Raw genomic sequence first — 20,507 nt, forward strand, 5'->3', positions numbered from 1 at the left:
GGGAGTCTTCACATGGCTGGTTCACTCGACGGCCTGGTTCTCTCCCCGGTCGCCGACCAGGCGCCGGGGCAGGTCGGCACCCGCACCCGGTTCGTCTACCACGAGCGGAACGGCCGGATCTGGGCCGAGTACGCGGGCGGTGACGTCGTCCGCGGACACCTGGTGGGCACCAGGGAGGGGGACCGGCTGGACTTCCGGTACGTGCAGCTCAAGCACGACGGCACCACCTCCTGTGGCCACTGCGAGTCGACGGTCGTGGAACTGCCCGACGGGCGGGTGCGGCTGGAGGAGACCTGGGAGTGGGAGTCGCAGCCGGGCAGCGGCACCAGCGTGGTGGAGCAGCTCACGGCCCCCTGAGACCTGCCCGGCCATGGGGCAGGTGTCTATGGTGATCAGGTGAGCGAGCAGACGCAGGAACGGGGACCGTCCGAGCCGCGGCGCGTGGTGGTGACGGGGGCCGGAATGGCCGGCGTGCAGACCGCCGTCGCCCTCCGGGAGCAGGGTTTCACCGGCACCGTGACGCTGATCGGCGCCGAACCCCACCAGCCGTACGACCGGCCACCCCTGTCCAAGGCGGTGCTGCTCGGCACGGCGGAGGGCTCCGCCTTCGACGTCGACTTCGAGGCGCTCGGCATCGAACTGCGGCTCGGCTGCGAGGTGTTCGGGCTGCGTCCCGCCGACCACGAGCTGGACACGGAGGCCGGGCCGGTCCCCTACGACGTGCTGGTCGTCGCGACCGGCGCCGAACCGGTCCGGCTGCCGGGTGCGGAGGGGGTGCCGGGCGTTCACCTGCTGCGCACCCTGGACGACGTCGAACGGCTGCGGCCGGTGCTCGCGCGCCGGCAGGACATCGTGGTCGTCGGTGCCGGCTGGATCGGCGCGGAGTTCGCCACGGCGGCGCGCGAGGCGGGCTGCGCGGTCACCGTCGTGGAGGCCGCCGACCGGCCCCTGGCCGAGGCGCTGCCCGCCGAGGTGGCCGCCCCGATGACGGCCTGGTACGACGACGCGGGAGTGGTGCTGCGGACACACGCGCGCGTGGAGCGCGTCGAGCCCGGCGCGGTGGTGCTCGACGACGGCTCGCGGCTGCCCGCGGGCGCCGTCGTCGTCGGTATCGGTGCCCGCCCCGCCACCGCCTGGCTGGCCGGCTCGGGGATCGAGCTCGGCGAGCACGGCGAGGTGGTCGCCGACGCCCGCCTGACGACCTCCGTGCCGGACGTGTACGCGGTCGGCGACTGTGCGTCCTTCCCCTCGAAGCGGTACGGCGAACGCCTGCTGGTGCACCACTGGGACAACGCCCTCCAGGGCCCGCGCACGGTCGCGGTGAACATCATCGGGGCGGCCACCGATGCGCCCCGCGCGGTGTACGACCCGGTGCCGTACTTCTGGTCCGAGCAGTTCGGACGCTTCGTCCAGTACGCCGGGCACCACGCGGACGCCGACCGGACGGTGTGGCGCGGAGAGGCCGACGGCCCGGCGTGGACGGTCTGCTGGCTCCGCGCGTCCCGGCTGGTCGCGCTGCTGGCGGTGGGCCGCCCCCGCGACCTGGCCCAGGGGCGCCGGCTGATCGAGGCGGGCACGGTGATGGACGAGACGCTGCTGGCCGACCCGGCGAGACCGCTGAAGTCGGCGAAGGCGTGAACCGGGATCCTTCGGGTTGATACGTCCGCCCAGGTGGAGGGGTCCGACTTCCGGCTGTCAGTGCCAGATGGCAGGCTTGTCCCGTGACCGAGATTGACGCAAAGATCGATGTTCTCGTCCCCGCCTGGCTCACCCTTCCCGACATCGCCGAGATGCTCGGCGTCGAGGTGACGCGCGTCCGGCAACTGGTCAAGGAGGGCCAGCTCATCGCCGTACGCCGGGGTGAGAACCGCGCACTGCACGTCCCCGCCGCCTTCATCGACGAGGACAAGGTCGTCAAGGGCCTCTCCGGGACCCTGACGCTCCTGCGGGACGACGGCTTCACGGACGAAGAGATGCTGGAATGGCTCTTCACTCCCGACGAGAGCCTGCCGGGCACGCCCGCGCAGGCGCTGAGCGAGAACCGCGGCACGGAGGTGAAGCGCCGCGCCCAGGCGCTCGCCGTCTGACCCCGGGGAGGAACGCCGGGCCCCGCACAAGTGCCGGTACGCGCGTCCTCGTGTGCACCCGCACCCGCGCCTGCACCCGTGTGCGTACGCGGGGCCTGGCCCGCGCCCGCACCCGTGCAGGTACCCGGCCAGGAAACCGCCCTCCGGCGCCGCTGTCACAGGGCGCCGGGAGGGCCCCACGATCCAGGCGGCCGCCGGCCCGCTCGCCCGGCCCGCTCGCGACCGGTCGCCGGGGCAGCGGCATAGGGTCCGTTGCGGCGTGCGCTCCGCCGGCCCCGGTGGGCCGTGGGGCATCCGCCGACGACCCACCGGGCCCGTCCCGCGCCGGCCGGGCCCGGCCGCCACCGACACACGGGGGACTCCCGCATGCCCGACACCGCCGCAGGCACCGCCCCGCGCGCCCGCCTCGCCGACTCCCTGGTCTATCTCTGCACCGACGCCCGCAAGCGGCAGGGCGACCTCGCGGAGTTCCTGGACGCGGTCCTGGCCGGCGGCGTCGACATCGTCCAGCTCAGGGACAAGGGCATGGAGGCCGCCGAGGAGCTGGAGCACCTGGAGGTCCTCGCGGACGCCTGTGCCCGGCACGGCAAGCTGCTCGCGGTGAACGACCGCGCGGACGTCGCCCACGCCGCCGGCGCCGACGTACTGCACCTCGGACAGGGCGACCTCCCCGTTCCCGCGGCCCGGGCCGTCCTCGGCGAGGACATCCTGATCGGCCGCTCCACGCACGCCGGGTCCGAGGCCGCCGCGGCCGCCGTGCAGGACGGCGTGGACTACTTCTGCACCGGTCCCTGCTGGCCCACCCCCACCAAGCCCGGCCGCCACGCCCCCGGCCTCGGCCTGGTCCGGTATGCCGCCGCCCTCGGCACCGACCGCCCCTGGTTCGCCATCGGCGGCATCGACCTCGGCAACCTCGACGAGGTCCTGGAGGCCGGCGCCCGCCGGGTCGTCGTCGTACGGGCCATCACCGAGGCGGACGACCCGGGCGCGGCGGCGGCCGAGTTCACGAGGCGGCTGCGGCAGGCGGCACCGGGCACCCGCCGCTGACGCCCCTGCCGCCGCCCGTCACCCGCCGCCGGGGCCGCCCCCGCCGCCCTGCCGCCCCACTCGTCACCGCGTGTCCAAAGGGTGGACAACAAGTCGGCAATTCCGGCAAATCACCCGCATCCGGTTGGGGGACCGGCGCCCCCTGGCTAACCTGCGGGTATGGCCCTCGGAACAGCATCCGTCAGGACTGATCACGCGCGCACTGTGCGTGACATGCTCGCTGCCGGAAAGACGACGTACTCGTTCGAGTTCTCGGCGCCGAAGACGCCCAAGGGCCAGCGGAACCTCTGGAGTGCGCTGCGCAGGGTCGAGGCGGTCGCCCCGGACTTCGTCTCCGTCACGTACGGCGCCGGAGGGTCCACCCGCGCGGGCACGGTCCACGAGACCGAGCAGATCGTCGCCGACACCACCCTCACCCCGGTCGCCCACCTCACCGCGGTCAACCACTCCGTCGCCGAACTGCGCAACATCATCGGCCAGTACGCCGACGCCGGGATCCGCAACATGCTCGCCGTGCGGGGCGACCCGCCCGGCGACCCGATGGCCGACTGGATCCCGCATCCGCAGGGCCTGACCTACGCCGCCGAACTCGTCCGGCTCATCAAGGAGTCGGGTGACTTCTGCGTGGGTGTCGCCGCCTTCCCGGAGATGCACCCGAGGTCGTCCGACTGGGACACGGACGTCGCACGCTTCGTCGACAAGTGCCGGGCCGGCGCCGACTACGCGATCACCCAGATGTTCTTCCAGCCCGAGTCCTATCTGCGCCTGCGCGATCGGGTCGACGCGGCGGGCTGCGGGACACCGGTGATTCCGGAGATCATGCCGGTGACCAGTGTGAAGATGTTGGAGAGGTTGCCGCAGCTCAGTAACGCGTCGTTCCCGGATGCCCTGAAAGAGCGGATCCTCGCAGCGGCGGACGATCCGGCGGCGGTACGCTCCATCGGTATCGAGTTCGCCACGGAGTTCTGCGCACGGCTGCTGGCCGAGGGAGTGCCCGGACTGCACTTCATCACGCTGAACAACTCCACGGCGACGCTGGAAATCTACGAGAACCTGGGCCTGCATCACCCACTGCGGGCCTAGACCGGTCGCAGCGGTGTACGACACACTGCGTAGCGGCCACTGGGAGAGGGGCGTACATGGGCTGGACGGTCCTCTACATCGCGTTCGGTGTTGTCGCGTTGTGGCTGCTCGGTGAGGTGCTGCTGCAGTACAAGGCACGTCTGCGCTGGCGGCTGCTCGCCTTCGCGGGCTTTGTGGGCGTCGTGTTCGGTGTGCTGATCCCGTCCGTCGTCGTGATCGGCCTGGGCGCCATCGCCTTCGCGATCGGCCAGACCTACGTCACGCTGTCGTTCCGCCGCGGCTTCGAGGCCGGCTGGGCGGTCAACGCCCCACTCCTGTCCGCCGTCAAGGGCGGCCGTGGTGAGCGCGGGCGGGAGGAGCCGACCCTGGAGGTCTCCGACCTGGAGGCCATCGGCGACAGGTACGGTGACGAGGGCGCCGAGCAGCGCCGCGACCGGGCCTCCTACGGAGCCGACGACGACTACGACCGCGACGACGTGTTCACGCCCGTGCGCGGCGAGCAGCAGGCGGACGCCGAGACCACCGCCGTCTACGAGCCGCAGCCCATGCCCGACGACACCGGCTCGTACGGCGTCTACGGCGACAACGGGTACGGCACCCCCGCCCAGGACCAGTACGCGGCCACCGCCCAGAGCGCCGACCAGGGCTACGACACCGGCCAGAACTACGCCTACGGCTACTCCGGTTACGGCCAGCAGCAGTCCTACGACACCACGGGCCAACAGCAGCAGTACGCCGCCTACTCCGACCCGTACATCGGCAACCCGACCTACGACGGGACCTCGTACGACACCGGATACACCGACCCGCAGCAGCAGTACGGTCAGCAGGGCTACGGCCAGGACCAGTACGGCGGCGGCTACGGCGGCGAGACCCCGGCAGGCGGCCTGTGGGTCCCGCAGCAGCGCAACACCGACGACCCGTACGGCGGCGAACTCCCGCAGGAGCAGCCGTACCCGTACCAGGACAACGGCCGGCAGGGCCAGACCCCGGGCAACGGGGACGGCAACGGGTACGACGAGCAGCAGTACCGTTACTGACCCGGCCCGGCCCGCCGCGGCCGTCCGTCCCGGACGGTGAGCCGCCCCGGTCCACCGCCGCTCACTGGGACCCGCGGAACTCCGGTCCCTCCACGATCAGGCCCGCGACCAGCGCGCCCGACATCCCGGCGTGCGGGAGGCCCCCGCCGGGGTGCGACCAGCCGCCCACCGTCAACAGCCCCGGTATGCCGGTGCTGTTGGACGGGTGCAGCAGGCGCCCGCCCGCCGCGGCGAGCGCCGGGACGGGCACCGCTCCGCCCTCCGCGCCCGTCGCCTCCGCGATGTCGTCCGGGGTGCGGACCTCGCTGTGCAGGAGACGGCCGCGCAGGCCGGGCACGGCCCGCTCGGCGGCGGTGATCATGTTCCGAGCGTGCTCGTCCAGGCCCGGTCCGGCGGAGCCCGCGGGCACCGCCGAGGTGAGGGTGACCGCCTCATGGTCCGCGTCGGGGACCAGGGCCGGGTCGTCGGGGCGCAGGACCGTGACCGTGGGGTGTGCGGGCAGGCCCGCGGGGGAGCCGAACAGGGACTCCAGCTCGGCCTCCCGGTCCAGGGTGTGCACGACCGTCCGGTGCGGTGTCCCCTCGGGACGTCCGCCGCGCAGCGCCAGCAGCACCGTCAGACGGCTCGCTGTCCCGAAACGGCCCACCACCTCGCCCTCACCCCGCACCCGCGTCCCCCGGGTCAGCCGGTCCAGCACGCCGGGCATCACCCCGGCGATCACATGATCCGCCTCGGCCACCGCCCCGCTCCCGCTCCCGCCGCCGGAGCCGGAGCCGGGGTCCGGGGAAGCGCCCCCGGTGAACTCCACGCCCGCCACCCGGCCGTCCTTCTCCAGCACCCCGGTGACCTCGGCACCGAAATGGAACTCCACCCTGCGGGCCAGGCACCGCTCGTACACCGCGCGGGCCAGCTCCCGCATGCCGCCGCGGACGTACCAGGTGCCGAAGGCGTGCTCCATGTACGGCAGCACCGCCGCACTCGCCGGCGTGGACCGGGGGTCCAGCCCGTGCTCGAGCGCGTACCCCTCCAGCAGGGAGGCCAGCCGGGGATCGCGCAGCTCCCAGGCGGCGACCTCGGAGAGTGTGCCCGCCGTGCGCGTGCGCAGCAGCTTCCTGTGGGGGACGGCCGGGTAGGGCTCGCGCCCGGCCAGCACCTGCCAGTCGGGCCACAACGGCTCCTCCAGGAGCGGCCTGCGGGTCCTGTCCCAGGTCTCGCGGGCCCGTACCAGGAAGTCGCCCCAGCGGTTGGCGGCGGCAGGGCCGAGGGCCGCGTCCAGGGCGGAGACGACACCCGCGCGGGACGCGTTCGGCAGCGGGACGCGCGTACCGTCCGCGAACACGTGGTGCGACGACGGGTCGACCTGGACCAGCTCGACGCGGGCCTCCAACGGCTCCTTGCCCGTCTTCAGGAACAGATCGCGGTAGACCGCCGGCAGCGGGAGCAGCCCGGGGCCGGTGTCGAAGGCGAAGCCCTCCCGCTCCAGCCGGCGCAGCGCGCCGCCGTACGTGTCCGTCCGCTCGTACACCGCCACCCGGTGGCCCGCGACGGCCAGCCGGGCAGCGGCCGCCATCGAGCCCAGCCCGGCGCCGATCACCGCAATCCGTGCCATGTCAGGGACTTTATCCGCCCCCACGGACATCCTCGGACCCGACTACCATCGCCCACGCCCCGGTGACCAGCAGGCGGCCGGGCCGTGTGGGGCCGGATGCGCAGGAGTGAGTATCCGTACCTAGTCCCCGAGATGAGTACGCGCGCGGATGGGCCACGACCTGCGAAAACGAGAGAGTGGAGACCACGGAGAGGGGCACGGCTCCGGAACCGGCGACACGGGGCGCCGGAACGGTCCGGGCCCGCGATCCGCTCCTTCCGCCGGCCGTGTCGGCGGGAGCGAGGCACGGGGGAACCGGGGGACGACCGCAACGGGGGTTCCACGGGGGGACGCACAGGGAGCAAGGAAGGCGCCGGTCCGGCAGTGGCTCGCGGGGGACGCAGCCACCGTCGGACCGGCACTTCTCGCGTCCCGGGCCGGTCGGCGACCGCCGCCGGTCGCCGGGTGCGGTCGCCCGCCGCCTCAGCAGGGGCCGCTCACACGTCCCTGCAGCAGCCGGGACAGCGCCGAGTGCACGTCGTCCAGAGAACGCTCCGGCTGGAACGCCTGCCAGTCCAGCGCGGCCACCAGCACCATGCCGACCAGCGCCGCCGCCGTCAGCGGAATATCGATCTCCGCACCGAACTCCTCGTTGTCCACGCCCGCGCGCAGCACGTCCTCGACGACCGCCACGGCCTGCTGCCGGACCACCAGCAGCGTGGACTGCCAGACTCGGTTGGTGCGCCACAGCTCGGCCACGTACAGCTGGGTGAAGGCCGGGTAGCGGTCGATGAAGACCAGCCCCGCCCGGACCATCGCGTCCAGGGCGTCGACCTTGCCGCCGCCCGCCCCGGCCGTCCGCTCGGCCGCCTCCCGCAGAGAGGCGGTGAGGAGCCCGACCCCGTGCCGCAGCAGTTCCTCGAAGAGGACCGACTTGCTCGCGAAGTTGTAGTAGACCGTGCCCTTCGCGACCCCCGCCCGCTCGGCGATCTCGTCCACGGTGGTGGCGGAGAAGCCCTGCTCCGCGATGAGCGTGACGGCTGCCTCGTAGAGCTTCTGCCGGGTGGCCTCGCGGCGGGTGCTGCCGCCCGACGTGGCACTGCTGCGTTCCATGCCCCTGATTCTCACAGCACCGCCGGCCCGCCCCTCCACAGGCTCGGCCCCGCGGCCGGCCCGCCCGGAACCGAACAGTCGATCGAAGCGAAACCCCAGGTCGGAACGGATTGTCAGTGGCATACCTCACGATGAACACATACGGCCACAGAGCCGTCACGAAGACGACAGGAGGTTCGTCATGGCCCACTCGTCCGCAGCCGCCGCCCACCGGCGCCGCGCCACCGGCCCTGCCCCCTCACTGACCGGCCCCGCGAGCGATGTCCACCCCGTGCTGCGCCGCGCCACCGCCCCGCCCGCCACCCTCGACCTGCTCGCCCAGGCCCGTGCCGGACTCGACGAGGCCACCGCCCTCGACACCCCCAACGAGCGCTACGCGACGGCCCACCTCGCCGCCCTGCGCACCGCCGCCGCCGTGCTCGCCGCACGGGGACGGCCCGAGGCCTCGCCCAGGGCCCGGAGCAAAATCCGGAGCGCCTGGGAAGTGCTCCCCGAGATCGCGCCCGAACTCACCGAATGGAGTGCCCTGTTCGCCTCGGGCGCCCGGCGCCGCGCCCGCGCCGAGGCGGGCATCCGGGGCGCGGCCGGCGGCCGGGACGCCGACGACCTGATACGGGACGCGACGATGTTCCTGCGCCTGGTCGAGCGGATGTTCGCCCTCCAGCCCGTCCTCCCGCAGTCCCGCACGGACGTGGATCCCTGCGACCACCCCGACGGCCGCACCCCGGGCGACCACGGCCCGGACGGCGGCATGGCCCGCGAGACGCCCGACGCGGGCTGAGCGCTCCTCCCGGTCCCCGCCCCGCTCCCGCCCGGCGGTGGCGGGGCAGCGCGGCGCGGGCAATGCGGCGCAGGCAATAGGGTGGAAGACGCCTGAAGCCTCCGCGTCCCCTGTCCGGGCCGGGGAGGCAGCCCGATCGCTCCGCCGTGAACGAGGCGGTGCCGCGCCGAGGAGTCAACTACCGTGCCGGACACCCTGCGCCCCCGCGCCGCCCTCCGTACCGCCGTGGTCTGGGAGGTCCTCCAGGACGCCCTGGAACGCCGGGCCAAGGCGACGGGACGGCCGGCGCTGAACGTCCTCGACACCGGCGGCGGCAGCGGCAACTTCGCCGTGCCCGTGGCCCGCCTCGGCCACCGGGTCACCGTCGTCGACCCCAGCCCCAACGCGCTGTTCGCCCTGGAGCGCCGCGCCGCCGAGGCCGACGTCGCCGACCGGGTCCGCGGCGTCCAGGGCGACGCCCACGGCCTCTTCGACGTCGCCGAGCGCGGCGGCTACGACGTGGTGCTGTGCCACGGAGTCCTGGAGTACGTCGACGACCCGGCCGAGGGGGTGCGCAACACGGTGGCCGCCCTGCGTCCCGAGGGCGTCCTCAGCCTGCTCGCCGCCGGCCTCGGTGGCGCCGTGCTCTCCCGCGCCCTCGCCGGTCATTTCAAGGAGGCCCGGCAGGCGCTCGACGACCCGAACGGCCGATGGGGCGCGGGCGACCCCGTGCCGCGCCGTTTCACCGCGGGTCAGCTCACCGCTCTGGTCGAGGGAGCGGGTCTGCGGGTCGGCGCCGTGCACGGTGTGCGGGTCTTCGCCGACCTCGTCCCCGGCGGGCTGGTGGACACCGAGCCCGGAGCCCTCGACGAACTGCTGAAGCTGGAGGCCGCGGCGGCCGAACTCGCCGCCTTCCACTCCGTGGCCACCCAGCTCCATGTGCTCGGTGAGGCGCCGGGGGCCGAAGGGGCCTGAGCAGCCGCCTGCGACGCGTCGCTGATCAGCGACGCGTCCGTCTGCCGCACCGCGCATGGAGTCCGCCACAGGCCCCCCGAATGGCGGCTGGGCACCGTATGATCGAGGGAGACCGTCCGGCATGACGGCCTGGCCATCGGGGAATGAGAAGCCTCGAGCGGGCCGGGACGCCCATGACGGGAGCCGGTTGGCCAATTGGCGCAGAGGGGCGGGTTTCATGGGGGCGAATCCCTGCCTATCCTGAAGGGACCCCCCGGGTCGCCCCGGCGACTGCACGATGAGGAGGACGCCGTGCCGCTCTCGGAGCACGAGCAGCGCATGCTCGAGCAAATGGAGCGAGCGCTGTACGCCGAAGATCCCAAGTTCGCGTCGGCGCTCGAGGGAAGCGGCCTGCGTACGTACACCCGTCGGCGGGTCTACCAGGCGATCGTGGGCTTCCTCGTAGGTATTGCGCTCCTCATGGCCGGAATGGTCGCCCAGCAGGTCTGGCTCAGTGTGGTGGGATTCCTCGTCATGCTGGGCTGCGCGGTTCTCGCGGTGACCGGCTGGCGCAAGGCGCCCAAGCCCGGTGAGCAGGTGGCCGACGCCGCCGGTGCCGCTGGCTCCCCCGGCGTGCCGCAGTCCGGCCGGCAGCAGGGCAGGCAGCGGCGCTCCGTGATGGGCCGCATAGAAGAGCGCTGGCAGCGCCGCCGCGACGAGCAGGGCGGCGGGCAGTAGCTCCCCCACACCACTCCAGGACCTGCGCAAAGACACGTGTCAGGGGGTGACCACCGAGCCGGTGGTCACCCCCTGACACGTGTCCGCACCCGGGTCGACGCCGGGCGCCGGTCATGGCAAGGGGCGGTACGAAGGGTGGGGCAGGACGAGGGTGGGGGCAGGACGATTTCCGGCCGTCCCGCCCCTCACCGTGGACCCGTTCCGCCGGGGGCACCTGCCCGGCGCCGACCGGCCCGGACTCGCCCCGTCACCCCTGCTGCCGCGAGGGCCTGCGCCATGTCGGCCGCAGGACAAGGGCGTGGTCCCGGACGGCGGCCCACCGGGCCGGCACCGCCCACACCACCCGCACCGCGGAACGCGGCAGGAACAGCGCGCGCAGCCGCATGCCCCGGACGGCCCCGGACATCAGTCCGGCCGCCACCCGGCGCACGTCGTCCGTGAGGCCCGCCATCGGGCGCGGCTGCGGCGCGTAGAGGACCTGCTCCACGGCATCCGCCACCCGGTGCACCGAGGCCGCGGCCTCCGGGTCCAGCCGGCCGAGCCGGACGATCCGGGCCGCCGCCCTGCGTGGAGTCAGCGACTCGTCCGGGGAGATGCCGACGTCCCACGCCGTGTCCGTCAGCTCGTCCCAGACGGCCAGGGCGTGCGATGCCGTGTCCGCCTCGGACCGGCCGTGCGCGCCCAGGCGCACCGAACGGGTCCGCAGCCGCCACAGCATCGGTGCCAGCGGCAGCACCAGGACGGCGAGACCGCCCAGCACCCACCCCAGGACCGCGTACCACTTCGGCCCGTCGCCGCCCGTGGGCAGCGTCGCCAGGGGTGCTTCGCTCGCGCAGCCGTCCAGCAGCCGCTGCTGCACCGAGCAGCTCTCACTCTCCGACGGGGCGGCAGAGGGCTCCGAGGGCTCCGCCGCGGACGGCCGGGCCGGGTCGGGCAGCGCGCTGTCCGGGGTCTCCGGCACGGTGTACTCCGGCACCGAACCGCGCGTGGGTGTCGGCTCGAAACGGGTCCAGCCCACGCCCTCGAAGTACAGCTCGGGCCAGGCGTGTGCGTCCCGCAGCCCCACCGCCACCGTGCCGTTCGCCTGCGGGGTGCCGGGCGCGAAGCCCACCGCGACCCGGGCGGGTATGTCCAGGGACCGGGCCATCGACGCCATGGCGAAGGAGAAGTGGACGCAGAAGCCCTCCTTCTCCCGCAGGAAGCGGGCGATCGCCTCCGAGCCGCTGCCGACGTCGACCTCGGTGTCGTACTCGAAGCCGCCCGTCAGGGTGAAGTAGTCCTGGAGCATGACCGCTTGGTCGTACGCGTTGGTCGCCCCCTCGGTGACCTCGCGGGCGGTCCGGGACACCATCGCGGGCAGCGAGTCGGGCAGCTCGGTGTAGTCCCGCTCCAGGGCGGCCGGCGGCGCCGACGCGTCGGCCAGCTGCTCCGCCGTGGGCCGCACGTCCAGGCTGCGTACCTGATAGGTCAGCCCCCGGGTGTTCTGGCCGTGGTCGCCGACCAGCGTCATCCCGACCGGTTCGTAGCGCCAGTTGCCCCTGATGTCCACGCCGCTCGGCGGATACGGCATCGGCAGCCAGTCCTGCCCGTACCAGTCGGCGGTCGAGATCGTCGTGCCGATCTCCTCACGCTCGATGTCCGGGCCGAGGCCGGCCGGGGTGGGGAAGGCGCCGTCGGGCACCGTGGTGATGGACCGCTTGGACGGCTTCCAGGTGGTGCCGTCGAAGTCGTCCAGGGAGACGATCCGCAGATACAGGTCCGAGACGTTCTCCGCCTCGGAGCGCACCGACATGACCTGGCGGTCCTCGTCCACGTTCAACGAGTCGCGCAGTGACACCAGCGGATTCACCGCGGAGATCGTGCCGCCCCCGCCGGAGCCCGAGCCGACACCCGAACCCGCCGGGTCCAGCAGGCCGCCGTTCATGGTGGGCAGAGCGAGCGGCGCCACCAGGGCGATGCCCACCGAGAGCACTCCGATCCGCCGGCCGGTGCGCATCGGGACGCGGGCCCCGTCCGGCTCGCCGGGCGAGCCCTGCGACGCCCCGCCGAAGACCCGCCCCCACTGGGAGAGCCGGTCACGCCCCTCCACGAGCAGCAGCATCAGGTAACCGGCCGCCGCCAGCAGGAACCACAGCCAGGCGGCCCCGCTGTCGGACAGACCCGCGGCGACGGAGTACAGCGCGAGCAGCGGAAGCCCGGCCGGAGCCGCGCTGCGGAAGGTCACCGCGAGGGCGTCCACCAGCAGCCCGATCACCAGGACGCCGCCGATCAGCATCAGCCGGATGCCCTCGGACAGCGGCGCCGGTATCGCATAACGGCCGACGTCCGTCCCACCCTGGTCGAGCAGTCCGGCGAAGAAGCGGAACGCGTCCGGTCCCGGCAGCAGGCCGGCGAACGCGTGCTCACGCGCGAAGACCAGCGTCAGCAGCACGAGCGCGGCAAGGGCCTGCACCGCCACCGTCAGCGGGCGTGCCAGCGGCACCCGCCGGGCCACCGCGCCCACGCCCGACTGCACCGCCAGCAGAAAGGCCGCCAGCACGATCCAGGAGGGCGGCTCGACCAGCGGCAGCAGCGCGCACGCGGTCAGCAGCGTGGCCGCCCACGAGGCCAGCGTCAGCCGCAGTCGTCCACTCACCCTGCTCCCTCCCCACCGCTCACCGCCGCCAGACCGGAACGCTCCCGGTCCGCCAGCCGCCACTGCTCCTCCAGGGAGGCGCCCCGTGGCACGCTCACCACCGTCCAGCCCGCCTCGCGCAGCATCCGCGACCGCTCCCCGCCACCGCCCAACGGACCGGACACGTCCGACGGTTCCCGCAGCCAGACCCCGCTGTCCAGGAGGAAGGCGACCGCGCCCTGGCTGCGCTGCCGCATCCGGGCGAGCACCGTCGCCTGCTCCTCGTCGAGATCACCGAGGAAGGCGACCAGCAGCCCCTCGCCCCCGCCGCGGACCAGGTCGTACGCCCGGGACAGACCCTCCCCGTCGGACTGGTCGACCACCGCGAGGGTGTCCATCATCAGCCCGGCCGCGTCCGCCGAATCCTGGCTCGCGCCCACGAACCCGTCGGAGCCCTCGCCCGGCACCGACGTGCCGGTGTCGGTCAGCAGCCGCACCGAGAAACCCCGCTCCAGCATGTGCGTCAGCACGGACGCCGCACCCGACACCGCCCACTCGAACGCGGAGTCCGGACCCGCGCCGTCGTAGGCGACGACGCGGGTGTCCAGCAGCACCGAGCACCGGGCCCGCTGCGGCTGCTCCTCGCGACGCACCATCAGCTCGCCGTAGCGCGCGGTGGAACGCCAGTGCACCCGGCGCAGATCGTCGCCGTGACGGTAGCCGCGCGGGATCACGTCGTCGTCGCCGGCCAGCGCCAGCGAACGCTGCCGCCCGTCGCCGTACCCCTTGGCCTCACCGCTCAGCCGCACCGGCGGCAGCGGCTCCACGCGCGGGATCACCGTCAGTGTGTCGTGCGCGGAGAAGGACCGGGTCAGCTCGCACATCCCGAACGGGTCGGAGAGCCGCAGTTGCAGCGGGCCCAGCGGATAGCGGCCGCGCAGGTCGGAGCGGACCCGGTAGGACACCTCGCGGCGCCCGCCCGCCTCCACCCGGTCCAGCACGAACCGGGGCCGCGGCCCGAGCACGTAAGGCACCCGGTCCTGGAGCATCAGCAGGCCCGTGGGCAGCCGGGAGACGTTGTCCATCCGCAGATGCACCCGCGCCTCGGAGCCGGCCGGTACCCGCGAGGGGGTGAGCCTGCGGCTGCCGGCGACCCGGTAGCGGGTCCGGTGGAGCACGCCCGCGCACACCAGCGGCAGCACCGCCAGCAGCAGCCCGACCCGCAGCAGATCGCTCTGCCCGAGCACATAGGCGCAGACCGCGGCGGCCGCACCGGCGGCCAGGAAGGAGCGCCCGCGGGTGGTCAGCCCGGCCAGAGCCGTACGCAGGCCGCCCCGGCCACCCCCGTGGTCGCCCTCCGCGCGGGCCGAGCCCGCGGTCGTCATCACAGGCTCCGCGGCTGCTGCCGGCCGTACCGGGGGCCGCCACGGCCCACGCCGATGCCGGTCTGCCGCGGGGCCTCGGCCGGCACCGGCGTACGCTGCAGGATCTCCTGCACCACCTGCTCGGCCGTGCGGCGGTTGAGCTGGGCCTGGGCGGTGGGCAGCAGCCGGTGCGCCAGGACGGCCACGGCGAGTGCCTGCACGTCGTCCGGCAGCACGTAATCCCTGCCGTTGAGCGCCGCGGACGCCTTCGCGGCGCGCAGCAGGTGCAGCGTCGCGCGCGGGGAGGCGCCGAGTCTGAGATCGGGGTGCGTGCGGGTGGCGGCGACCAGCTCCACCACGTACCGGCGGATCGGCTCGGCCACATAGACGGCGCGCACCGCCTCGATCAGCTTCAGGATCTCGTGCGCGTGCGCCACCGGCTGGAGGTCCTCCAGCGGGGAGACGCCGCCGTGCACGTCCAGCATCTGCAGCTCGGCCTCGGCGCTCGGATAGCCGACCGAGACGCGGGCCATGAATCGGTCGCGCTGGGCCTCCGGCAGCGGGTAGGTGCCCTCCATCTCGACCGGGTTCTGCGTCGCCACCACCATGAAGGGACTGGGCAGCTCGTAGGTCGTGCCGTCGATGGTGACCTGGCGCTCCTCCATCGACTCCAGGAGCGCGGACTGTGTCTTCGGCGACGCGCGGTTGATCTCGTCGCCGATCACCACCTGCGCGAAGATGGCACCCGGCTTGAACTCGAAGTCACGGCGCTGCTGGTCCCAGATGGACACACCGGTGATGTCCGACGGCAGCAGGTCCGGTGTGAACTGGATGCGCTGCACCGAGCAGTCGATGGACCGCGCCAGCGCCTTGGCCAGCATTGTCTTGCCGACACCCGGGACATCCTCGATGAGCAGATGTCCCTCGGCGAGCAGCACGGTCAGCGAGAGCCGTACGACCTCGGGCTTGCCCTCGATCACGCTCTCCACCGACCCCCGCACGCGCTCGACCACGGCGGTCAGGTCATCCCCCACCCGCGAATACGCTCGGTCGGGGGCGCCCCCATGGCTCGCACGATCCTCATAGGTCGTCACCCGGCCCTCCTCGGCCTTTGCCCCCGTTCCGAAGGAACGAGGGCCCCACATGTCCGGGCCGACGCCTTGTTGTGTGGAGCGGCCCACCCCGAATCACGGACACCGCGCGGGAAAGGTTCCGCACGGCACCACTCCCGCATTCTTGCCGCCGTTACCGATTCGTGTCACTCGCCGGTGGACAACTGGCGGCGTTATGGCAGGCCGTACGACTTTTGTGAAGGTCGTACGGCCCGGTGGAATCCGGAGAACGGGCGCGTGGCTCCCGGGAAGGATGTCCTAGGGACGGGCCGGCGGGTCAGGCGGGGTCGATCTCGCGCAGCAGACCGGTCTTCACGTCGAAGACGAAACCGCGCACGTCGTCGGTGTGCGGCAGGAACGGCGAAGTGCGCACCCGCTGCATCGACTGGCGTACGTCCTGGTCCACGTCCCGGAATGCCTCCACGGCCCAAGCGGGCCGCTGGCCGACCTCCATCTCCAGTTCGTGCCGGAACTCCTCGGTGAGGGACTCCAGACCGCAGTTGGTGTGGTGGATGAGCACCACGCTGCGGGTGCCGAGTGCCCGCTGGCTGACGGTCAGCGACCGGATCACGTCGTCGGTGACGACACCTCCGGCGTTGCGGACGGTGTGACAGTCGCCGAGCTCGAGACCGAGCGCGGCGTGCAGGTCGAGCCGGGCGTCCATGCAGGCCACCACGGCGACACGGAGGACGGGCCGAGCGTCCATCCCGGGATCGACGAAGGCGTTGGCGTACTGCTCGTTCGCATCCACCAAGCGGTCGGTGACCGTATCCCGGTCGACTGTCGCGCTTCCTGAGCCCGCGGGAACCGATGCAGAAGTCGTCATAGTCATGACGGTACTGGCCACCTGCCGTCCGGGCCCGCTGTGAGACAGGACAAAGAACGTCATCCTCCTTTGGTGTGAGATGACCCACAAGGGGGCGTGAGCCCTCTCGTACGGGTGGTTTCCCCGTGATGCGGTTGTCCTCGCGCCGAGGGCCGCGCCGCGCAGGCCGGTTGATTGACCGGGCGATACCGTGGACTAAAGTGACGCGAAGCGGGAGGCGACACTCCCCGCTGCACTGATTTCCCCGGAGAACCGGGCAGCGTCCCGGAGATCTCCCCGCGTGCGCTGCGCGTACGTACGGCTCGGCCTCCTCCCGTTCCCGGCCGGCTGTCGCCTCCGGCGCCGGCAGGCCGCCCCGTCCACATCCGGGGGAGGGGCGGGGACCCGGCGGTGCGTCACGGCCGCGCCGGACCTTGAGAAGAGGGCCCAGAACCCATGGGGCGCGAAGCGCATGCGAACACGGGCGGGCAGACCCGGCACGTCCCGGTGATGCTCCGGCGGTGCCTGGACCTGCTGGCGCCCGCTCTGGAACAACCGGGAGCCGTGGTCGTCGACTGCACCCTCGGCCTCGGCGGCCACAGCGAGGCCCTGCTGACACGGTTCCCCGAGGCGCGGCTGATCGCCCTGGACCGGGACAAGGAGGCGCTGCGCCTGTCCGGCGAACGACTCGCCCCCTTCGGCGAGCGCGCCACCCTGGTCCACGCCGTCTACGACGAACTCCCCGACGTGCTCGCCCGGCTCGGCGTCCCGCGCGTGCAGGGCGTCCTGTTCGACCTGGGCGTGTCCTCCATGCAGCTCGACGAGGCCGACCGCGGCTTCGCCTACGCCCAGGACGCCCCGCTCGACATGCGCATGGACCAGTCGGCCGGCATCAGCGCCGCCGAGGTCCTCAACACCTACCCGCCCGGCGACCTCGTCCGCATCCTGCGCGCCTACGGCGAGGAGAAACAGGCCAAGCGGATCGTGGCCGCGGTGGTGCGCGAGCGGGAGAAAAGGCCGTTCACCACCAGTGCACGCCTGGTCGAGCTGATCCGGGACGCGCTGCCGCAGGCCGCCAAGCGCACCGGCGGCAACCCGGCCAAGCGCACCTTCCAGGCCCTGCGCATCGAGGTCAACGGCGAGCTCTCCGTGCTGGAGCGGGCGATCCCGGCCGCGGTGCAGGCGCTCGACGTCGGCGGCCGGATCGCCGTGCTGTCGTACCACTCCCTGGAGGACCGGCTGGTCAAGCAGGTGCTCGCGGCGGGCGCCGCCATCACCGCGCCCCCCGGGCTGCCGGTCGTCCCCGAGCGCTACCAGCCCCGGCTCAAGCTGCTCACCCGCGGTGCCGAACTTCCCACCGAGGAGGAGATCGCCGAGAACCGGCGAGCGGCACCCGCGCGGCTCCGGGGCGCCCAGCGCATCAGGGAGCACCTCGAATGACGTGCGGGGCACTCGGGTGCGGAAGGCAGGCTTCGGGCGAACCCAGGGGAGCGTGAGTGAGCAGGAAACCCGAACTGAAGGGGAGGGCGGCCCGTCTCGCGCGGCTCCTCCCCACGGGGCGGGCCCAGGCGGCCCGTACCCCCTTCGTGGTGCTGGTCGTCCTTCTCCTGGGCGGCGGTCTGATCGGGCTCCTGCTGCTGAACTCGGCCCTCAGCGAGGGCGCGTTCCGGCTCGACGACCTCAAGCGGGAGACGAAGAGCCTCACCGACGAGGAACAGGCCCTCCAGCGGGACATCGACGCCTACTCCGCCCCGGACGCCCTCCAGCGCCGGGCCCGTGAACTCGGCATGGTGCCCGGCGGCGACCCCGCCTTCCTGGACCCCGACGGCAAGGTCAAGGGTGTCCCCAGCCCCGCCACCGCCTCCCGCGCCCCCCTGGTGCTCGCCCCCGAGGCGCCGGCCACCGTGACGGCCCCGCTCCCGGGCACGGCGCCCGGCACAGCACCGGGCGCGGCAGCAGACCCCACGGTCGCCTCCACCGCCTCCGAGGCCGCTCCCACGCCAACCCCCACGCCCGCCCCCGCGTCCATCCCCGCATCGACTCCCGGCAGGTGACGGAAGTGTCCGACAGGGAACCGCCCCGTCGCCGCGTGCCCGGCCCCGCCCGGCCGGCCCGCCCGGGCGCCGGGCAGCGCCCCGGACCCGGCGCCCGGCAGGCCCGTGCCCCCCGCCCGGCCCCGCGCTCCCGGCCGCCGGGCCCGGCGGCCGGGAAGGTCATCCGGCTGGGCAGCCCGCGCCCCCGGCTGCGCCTGGTCGGCCTGGCGCTGGCCCTGGTCCTGAGCGTCTTCGTCGTACGCCTGCTCCAGGTGCAGGCCGTCAAGGCCGACACCTATGCCGCGAAGGCCGGACAGAACCTCTACGTCGGCCAGGTGCTGGACGCCGAGCGGGGCAAGATCACCGACCGCAACGGCGTCGCCCTGGCAACCAGCGAGGACGCCTACGACATCACCGCCGACCCCACGCTGTTCACTCCCGGCCAACTGGAGATCGCCGACGGCCCCGAACGGGCCGCCGCCCTCCTCGCCCCGATCCTCGGCCAGGACCAGGACCAGCTGGTCGAGAAGCTGCGGCCGGACAACAAGGCCCTGCGCTACGTCAAGCTCGCGAGCCGCCGGACCCCCCAGGTGTGGCAGCAGATCAAGGACCTGAAGTCCGCGCTGGCCAAGAAGGCGGAGACCGACACGTCCTCCGTCAACGTCCTCGCAGGCGTGCTGTCCGTACCCACCAGCAAGCGGGTGTACCCCAACAACGAACTCGCCGCCGGGATACTGGGCTGGGTCAACGCCGAGGGCAAGGGCGGCGGCGGCATCGAACTCCAGCTGGACAAGCAGCTCGCCGGCGAGGACGGCAAGATCCGCTACGCCCAGTCCGGCGGCCGCCTGGTGCCGACCGTGGGCTCCAGCGAGACGCCGGCCGTCCCCGGCAGCGATGTCGAGCTCACCATCGACCGCGACATCCAGTGGGCCGCGCAGAACGCCATCAGCGAGCAGGTGGAGAAGTCGAAGGCCGACCGCGGCTACGTCATCGTCCAGGACACCCGCACCGGCGAGGTCCTCGCCATGGCGAACGCGCCCGGCTTTGACCCCAATGACCTCTCCGCGGCCGATCCGGCGGCCCTCGGCAACGCGGCCCTCCAGGACGCCTTCGAGCCCGGATCCACCGCCAAGGTCCTGTCCATGGCGGCCGTACTGGAGGAGGGAGCGGCCACCCCGCAGACGCGTGTCGTCGTGCCGAACCGGCTGCACCGCGGCGACCGCCTGTTCAAGGACGACGTCGACCACCCGACCTGGCACCTCACACTCAACGGGGTACTCGCCAAGTCCAGCAACATCGGCACCATTCTGGCCGCCGGCCAGCTCGGCAAGACCCAGGCCGCCGCCAACAAGGTGCTCTACGACTACCTGCGCGCGTTCGGTCTAGGCAGCCACACCGGGCTCGGCTTCCCCGGCGAGACCAAGGGCATCCTCGCCCCGCCCGATGCCTGGTCGACCTCCCAGCAGTACACGATTCCTTTCGGTCAGGGCGTGTCCGTCAATGCCATGCAGGCCGCGTCCGTCTACTCCACCATCGCCAACGGCGGCGTACGCGTCGAACCCGCACTGGTGCGCGGCACCAAGGGACCCGACGGAAGCTTCACCGCCGCCCCGAAGCCCGAGAAGACACGGGTCGTCAGCGGGAAGACGGCGAAGACACTCGCCCGGATGCTGGAGTCGGTCGTGGACGACGAGGAGGGCACCGGCACCAAGGCGCGCATCCCCGGCTACCGGGTGGCGGGGAAGACGGGTACGGCCAACCGCGTGGATCCGGCCACCGGCAAGTACCACGGCTACACCTCCTCCTTCGCCGGATTCGCGCCCGCCGACCAGCCCCGAGTCACCGTCTCCTGCGTCATCCAGAACGCCACCGAGGGCAGTTACTTCGGCGGTCAGATCTGCGGACCCGTCTACAAGCAGGTCATGGAGTTCGCCCTCAAGTCCCTCCAGGTGCCGCCGACCGGTGCCGAACCGGCCAACCTCCCGGTCACCTTCAAGCGCTGACCGGTCGCGAACCCTCGCGCCCGGCCGGCACGGAACCACCCAGGAACAGCCCGTGACAACGATCACCCCCGACCCCGGGAACCGGAACACCCCCCGCTCCGTACCGGACCCCGCCGCCCCGCACAGCTCCCCGCCGGACGGCACCGCGCGCGGCCCCCTCTTTCGC

At 73.1% G+C, this 20,507-nt stretch carries 18 protein-coding genes; 12 read left to right on the forward strand and 6 right to left on the reverse strand.

Going from position 1 to position 20,507, the window contains the following annotated elements; all coding sequences use genetic code 11:
* Positions 1-12: 12 nt before the first annotated feature.
* The 6 genes from ACFP2V_RS09995 (at position 13) to ACFP2V_RS10020 (ending at position 5,257) form a co-directional block, all read left to right on the forward strand.
* Positions 13-357 carry an avidin-fold protein gene (locus ACFP2V_RS09995; RefSeq protein WP_381208664.1) on the forward strand — a complete coding sequence of 115 codons (345 nt, stop codon included), beginning with the start codon at positions 13-15 and terminating at the stop codon, positions 355-357.
* A gap of 39 nt (positions 358-396) precedes the next feature.
* The gene (locus ACFP2V_RS10000) at positions 397-1,638 is read left to right on the forward strand and encodes an NAD(P)/FAD-dependent oxidoreductase (protein WP_381208667.1); all 1,242 of its coding nucleotides are present in this window, start codon (positions 397-399) and stop codon (positions 1,636-1,638) included.
* A gap of 83 nt (positions 1,639-1,721) precedes the next feature.
* A complete protein-coding gene (locus tag ACFP2V_RS10005) occupies positions 1,722-2,087 on the forward strand; it encodes an Rv2175c family DNA-binding protein (protein ID WP_381208670.1) in 366 nt (121 codons plus the stop codon).
* A gap of 366 nt (positions 2,088-2,453) precedes the next feature.
* Positions 2,454-3,134 (forward strand): thiamine phosphate synthase, encoded by a 681-nt coding sequence (gene thiE / locus ACFP2V_RS10010; RefSeq protein WP_381208673.1) that lies wholly within the window; start codon positions 2,454-2,456, stop codon positions 3,132-3,134.
* A 159-nt stretch (positions 3,135-3,293) separates the two neighbouring features.
* Positions 3,294-4,217 (forward strand): methylenetetrahydrofolate reductase [NAD(P)H], encoded by a 924-nt coding sequence (metF, locus tag ACFP2V_RS10015; protein ID WP_381208676.1) that lies wholly within the window; start codon positions 3,294-3,296, stop codon positions 4,215-4,217.
* A 56-nt stretch (positions 4,218-4,273) separates the two neighbouring features.
* A complete protein-coding gene (locus tag ACFP2V_RS10020) occupies positions 4,274-5,257 on the forward strand; it encodes an SCO2102 family sporulation regulator (RefSeq protein WP_381208679.1) in 984 nt (327 codons plus the stop codon).
* A gap of 61 nt (positions 5,258-5,318) precedes the next feature.
* Here ACFP2V_RS10020 and ACFP2V_RS10025 read toward each other — a convergent pair whose 3' ends face one another.
* Together ACFP2V_RS10025 and ACFP2V_RS10030 are read right to left on the reverse strand one after the other, a co-directional pair.
* Positions 5,319-6,866 carry a phytoene desaturase family protein gene (locus ACFP2V_RS10025; RefSeq protein WP_381208682.1) on the reverse strand — a complete coding sequence of 516 codons (1,548 nt, stop codon included), beginning with the start codon at positions 6,864-6,866 and terminating at the stop codon, positions 5,319-5,321.
* A 462-nt stretch (positions 6,867-7,328) separates the two neighbouring features.
* Positions 7,329-7,958 carry a TetR/AcrR family transcriptional regulator gene (locus tag ACFP2V_RS10030; protein ID WP_381208685.1) on the reverse strand — a complete coding sequence of 210 codons (630 nt, stop codon included), beginning with the start codon at positions 7,956-7,958 and terminating at the stop codon, positions 7,329-7,331.
* A gap of 181 nt (positions 7,959-8,139) precedes the next feature.
* Here ACFP2V_RS10030 and ACFP2V_RS10035 point away from each other — a divergent pair, with 181 nt between their 5' ends.
* From ACFP2V_RS10035 to ACFP2V_RS10045, 3 genes are all read left to right on the forward strand, one after another.
* A complete protein-coding gene (locus ACFP2V_RS10035; RefSeq protein WP_381208688.1) occupies positions 8,140-8,739 on the forward strand; it encodes an SAV_6107 family HEPN domain-containing protein in 600 nt (199 codons plus the stop codon).
* Between the two features lie 183 nt (positions 8,740-8,922).
* Complete coding sequence (locus ACFP2V_RS10040; protein ID WP_381208691.1) at positions 8,923-9,693, forward strand: methyltransferase; 771 nt, start codon at positions 8,923-8,925, stop codon at positions 9,691-9,693.
* Positions 9,694-9,984: 291 nt separating this feature from the next.
* Positions 9,985-10,410, forward strand: coding sequence for a DUF3040 domain-containing protein (locus tag ACFP2V_RS10045; RefSeq protein ID WP_381208694.1), 426 nt, complete (start codon positions 9,985-9,987; stop codon positions 10,408-10,410).
* A gap of 247 nt (positions 10,411-10,657) precedes the next feature.
* On the opposite strand, the gene ACFP2V_RS10050 is transcribed toward ACFP2V_RS10045, so the two are convergent.
* The 4 genes from ACFP2V_RS10050 to ACFP2V_RS10065 all read right to left on the reverse strand — a co-directional run bounded on the left by ACFP2V_RS10050 (position 10,658) and on the right by ACFP2V_RS10065 (position 16,326).
* Positions 10,658-13,045, reverse strand: a complete 2,388-nt coding sequence (locus tag ACFP2V_RS10050; protein WP_381208697.1) for a transglutaminase TgpA family protein — start codon at positions 13,043-13,045, stop codon at positions 10,658-10,660.
* Positions 13,042-14,409 carry a DUF58 domain-containing protein gene (locus tag ACFP2V_RS10055; protein WP_381208700.1) on the reverse strand — a complete coding sequence of 456 codons (1,368 nt, stop codon included), beginning with the start codon at positions 14,407-14,409 and terminating at the stop codon, positions 13,042-13,044. Before ACFP2V_RS10055 ends, ACFP2V_RS10050 begins: the two co-directional genes overlap by 4 nt.
* Positions 14,409-15,482, reverse strand: coding sequence for an AAA family ATPase (locus ACFP2V_RS10060; protein WP_381208703.1), 1,074 nt, complete (start codon positions 15,480-15,482; stop codon positions 14,409-14,411). Before ACFP2V_RS10060 ends, ACFP2V_RS10055 begins: the two co-directional genes overlap by 1 nt.
* A gap of 295 nt (positions 15,483-15,777) precedes the next feature.
* Positions 15,778-16,326: a beta-class carbonic anhydrase gene (locus ACFP2V_RS10065; RefSeq protein ID WP_381208706.1), complete on the reverse strand. Its 549-nt coding sequence runs from the start codon at positions 16,324-16,326 to the stop codon at positions 15,778-15,780.
* Between the two features lie 435 nt (positions 16,327-16,761).
* On the opposite strand from ACFP2V_RS10065, the gene rsmH reads away from it, so the two are divergent.
* Genes rsmH through ACFP2V_RS10080 form a run of 3 tightly spaced genes read left to right on the forward strand, consistent with a single transcriptional unit; the run spans position 16,762 to position 20,341 of the window.
* Positions 16,762-17,745 carry a 16S rRNA (cytosine(1402)-N(4))-methyltransferase RsmH gene (rsmH, locus tag ACFP2V_RS10070; RefSeq protein WP_381208709.1) on the forward strand — a complete coding sequence of 328 codons (984 nt, stop codon included), beginning with the start codon at positions 16,762-16,764 and terminating at the stop codon, positions 17,743-17,745.
* A 56-nt stretch (positions 17,746-17,801) separates the two neighbouring features.
* Positions 17,802-18,359 carry a cell division protein FtsL gene (gene ftsL, locus ACFP2V_RS10075; RefSeq protein ID WP_381208712.1) on the forward strand — a complete coding sequence of 186 codons (558 nt, stop codon included), beginning with the start codon at positions 17,802-17,804 and terminating at the stop codon, positions 18,357-18,359.
* A gap of 5 nt (positions 18,360-18,364) precedes the next feature.
* The gene (locus tag ACFP2V_RS10080) at positions 18,365-20,341 is read left to right on the forward strand and encodes a peptidoglycan D,D-transpeptidase FtsI family protein (protein ID WP_381208715.1); all 1,977 of its coding nucleotides are present in this window, start codon (positions 18,365-18,367) and stop codon (positions 20,339-20,341) included.
* The last annotated feature ends 166 nt before the right edge of the window (positions 20,342-20,507 follow it).

Origin of the sequence: Streptomyces incanus (assembly GCF_042656345.1) — a bacterium.
Classification (GTDB): domain Bacteria; phylum Actinomycetota; class Actinomycetes; order Streptomycetales; family Streptomycetaceae; genus Streptomyces; species Streptomyces incanus.

Excerpts from the sequence above, each read along its gene's own strand:
- ACFP2V_RS10065 (WP_381208706.1), bottom strand. The coding sequence starts at position 16,326 with ATGACGACTTCTGCATCGGTTCCCGCGGGCTCAGGAAGCGCGACAGTC.
- ACFP2V_RS10025 (WP_381208682.1), bottom strand. The coding sequence starts at position 6,866 with ATGGCACGGATTGCGGTGATCGGCGCCGGGCTGGGCTCGATGGCGGCC.
- rsmH (WP_381208709.1), top strand. The coding sequence starts at position 16,762 with ATGGGGCGCGAAGCGCATGCGAACACGGGCGGGCAGACCCGGCACGTC.
- metF (WP_381208676.1), top strand. The coding sequence starts at position 3,294 with ATGGCCCTCGGAACAGCATCCGTCAGGACTGATCACGCGCGCACTGTG.
- ACFP2V_RS10030 (WP_381208685.1), bottom strand. The coding sequence starts at position 7,958 with ATGGAACGCAGCAGTGCCACGTCGGGCGGCAGCACCCGCCGCGAGGCC.
- ACFP2V_RS10055 (WP_381208700.1), bottom strand. The coding sequence starts at position 14,409 with ATGACGACCGCGGGCTCGGCCCGCGCGGAGGGCGACCACGGGGGTGGC.
- ACFP2V_RS10035 (WP_381208688.1), top strand. The coding sequence starts at position 8,140 with ATGGCCCACTCGTCCGCAGCCGCCGCCCACCGGCGCCGCGCCACCGGC.
- ACFP2V_RS10020 (WP_381208679.1), top strand. The coding sequence starts at position 4,274 with ATGGGCTGGACGGTCCTCTACATCGCGTTCGGTGTTGTCGCGTTGTGG.
- thiE (WP_381208673.1), top strand. The coding sequence starts at position 2,454 with ATGCCCGACACCGCCGCAGGCACCGCCCCGCGCGCCCGCCTCGCCGAC.
- ACFP2V_RS09995 (WP_381208664.1), top strand. The coding sequence starts at position 13 with ATGGCTGGTTCACTCGACGGCCTGGTTCTCTCCCCGGTCGCCGACCAG.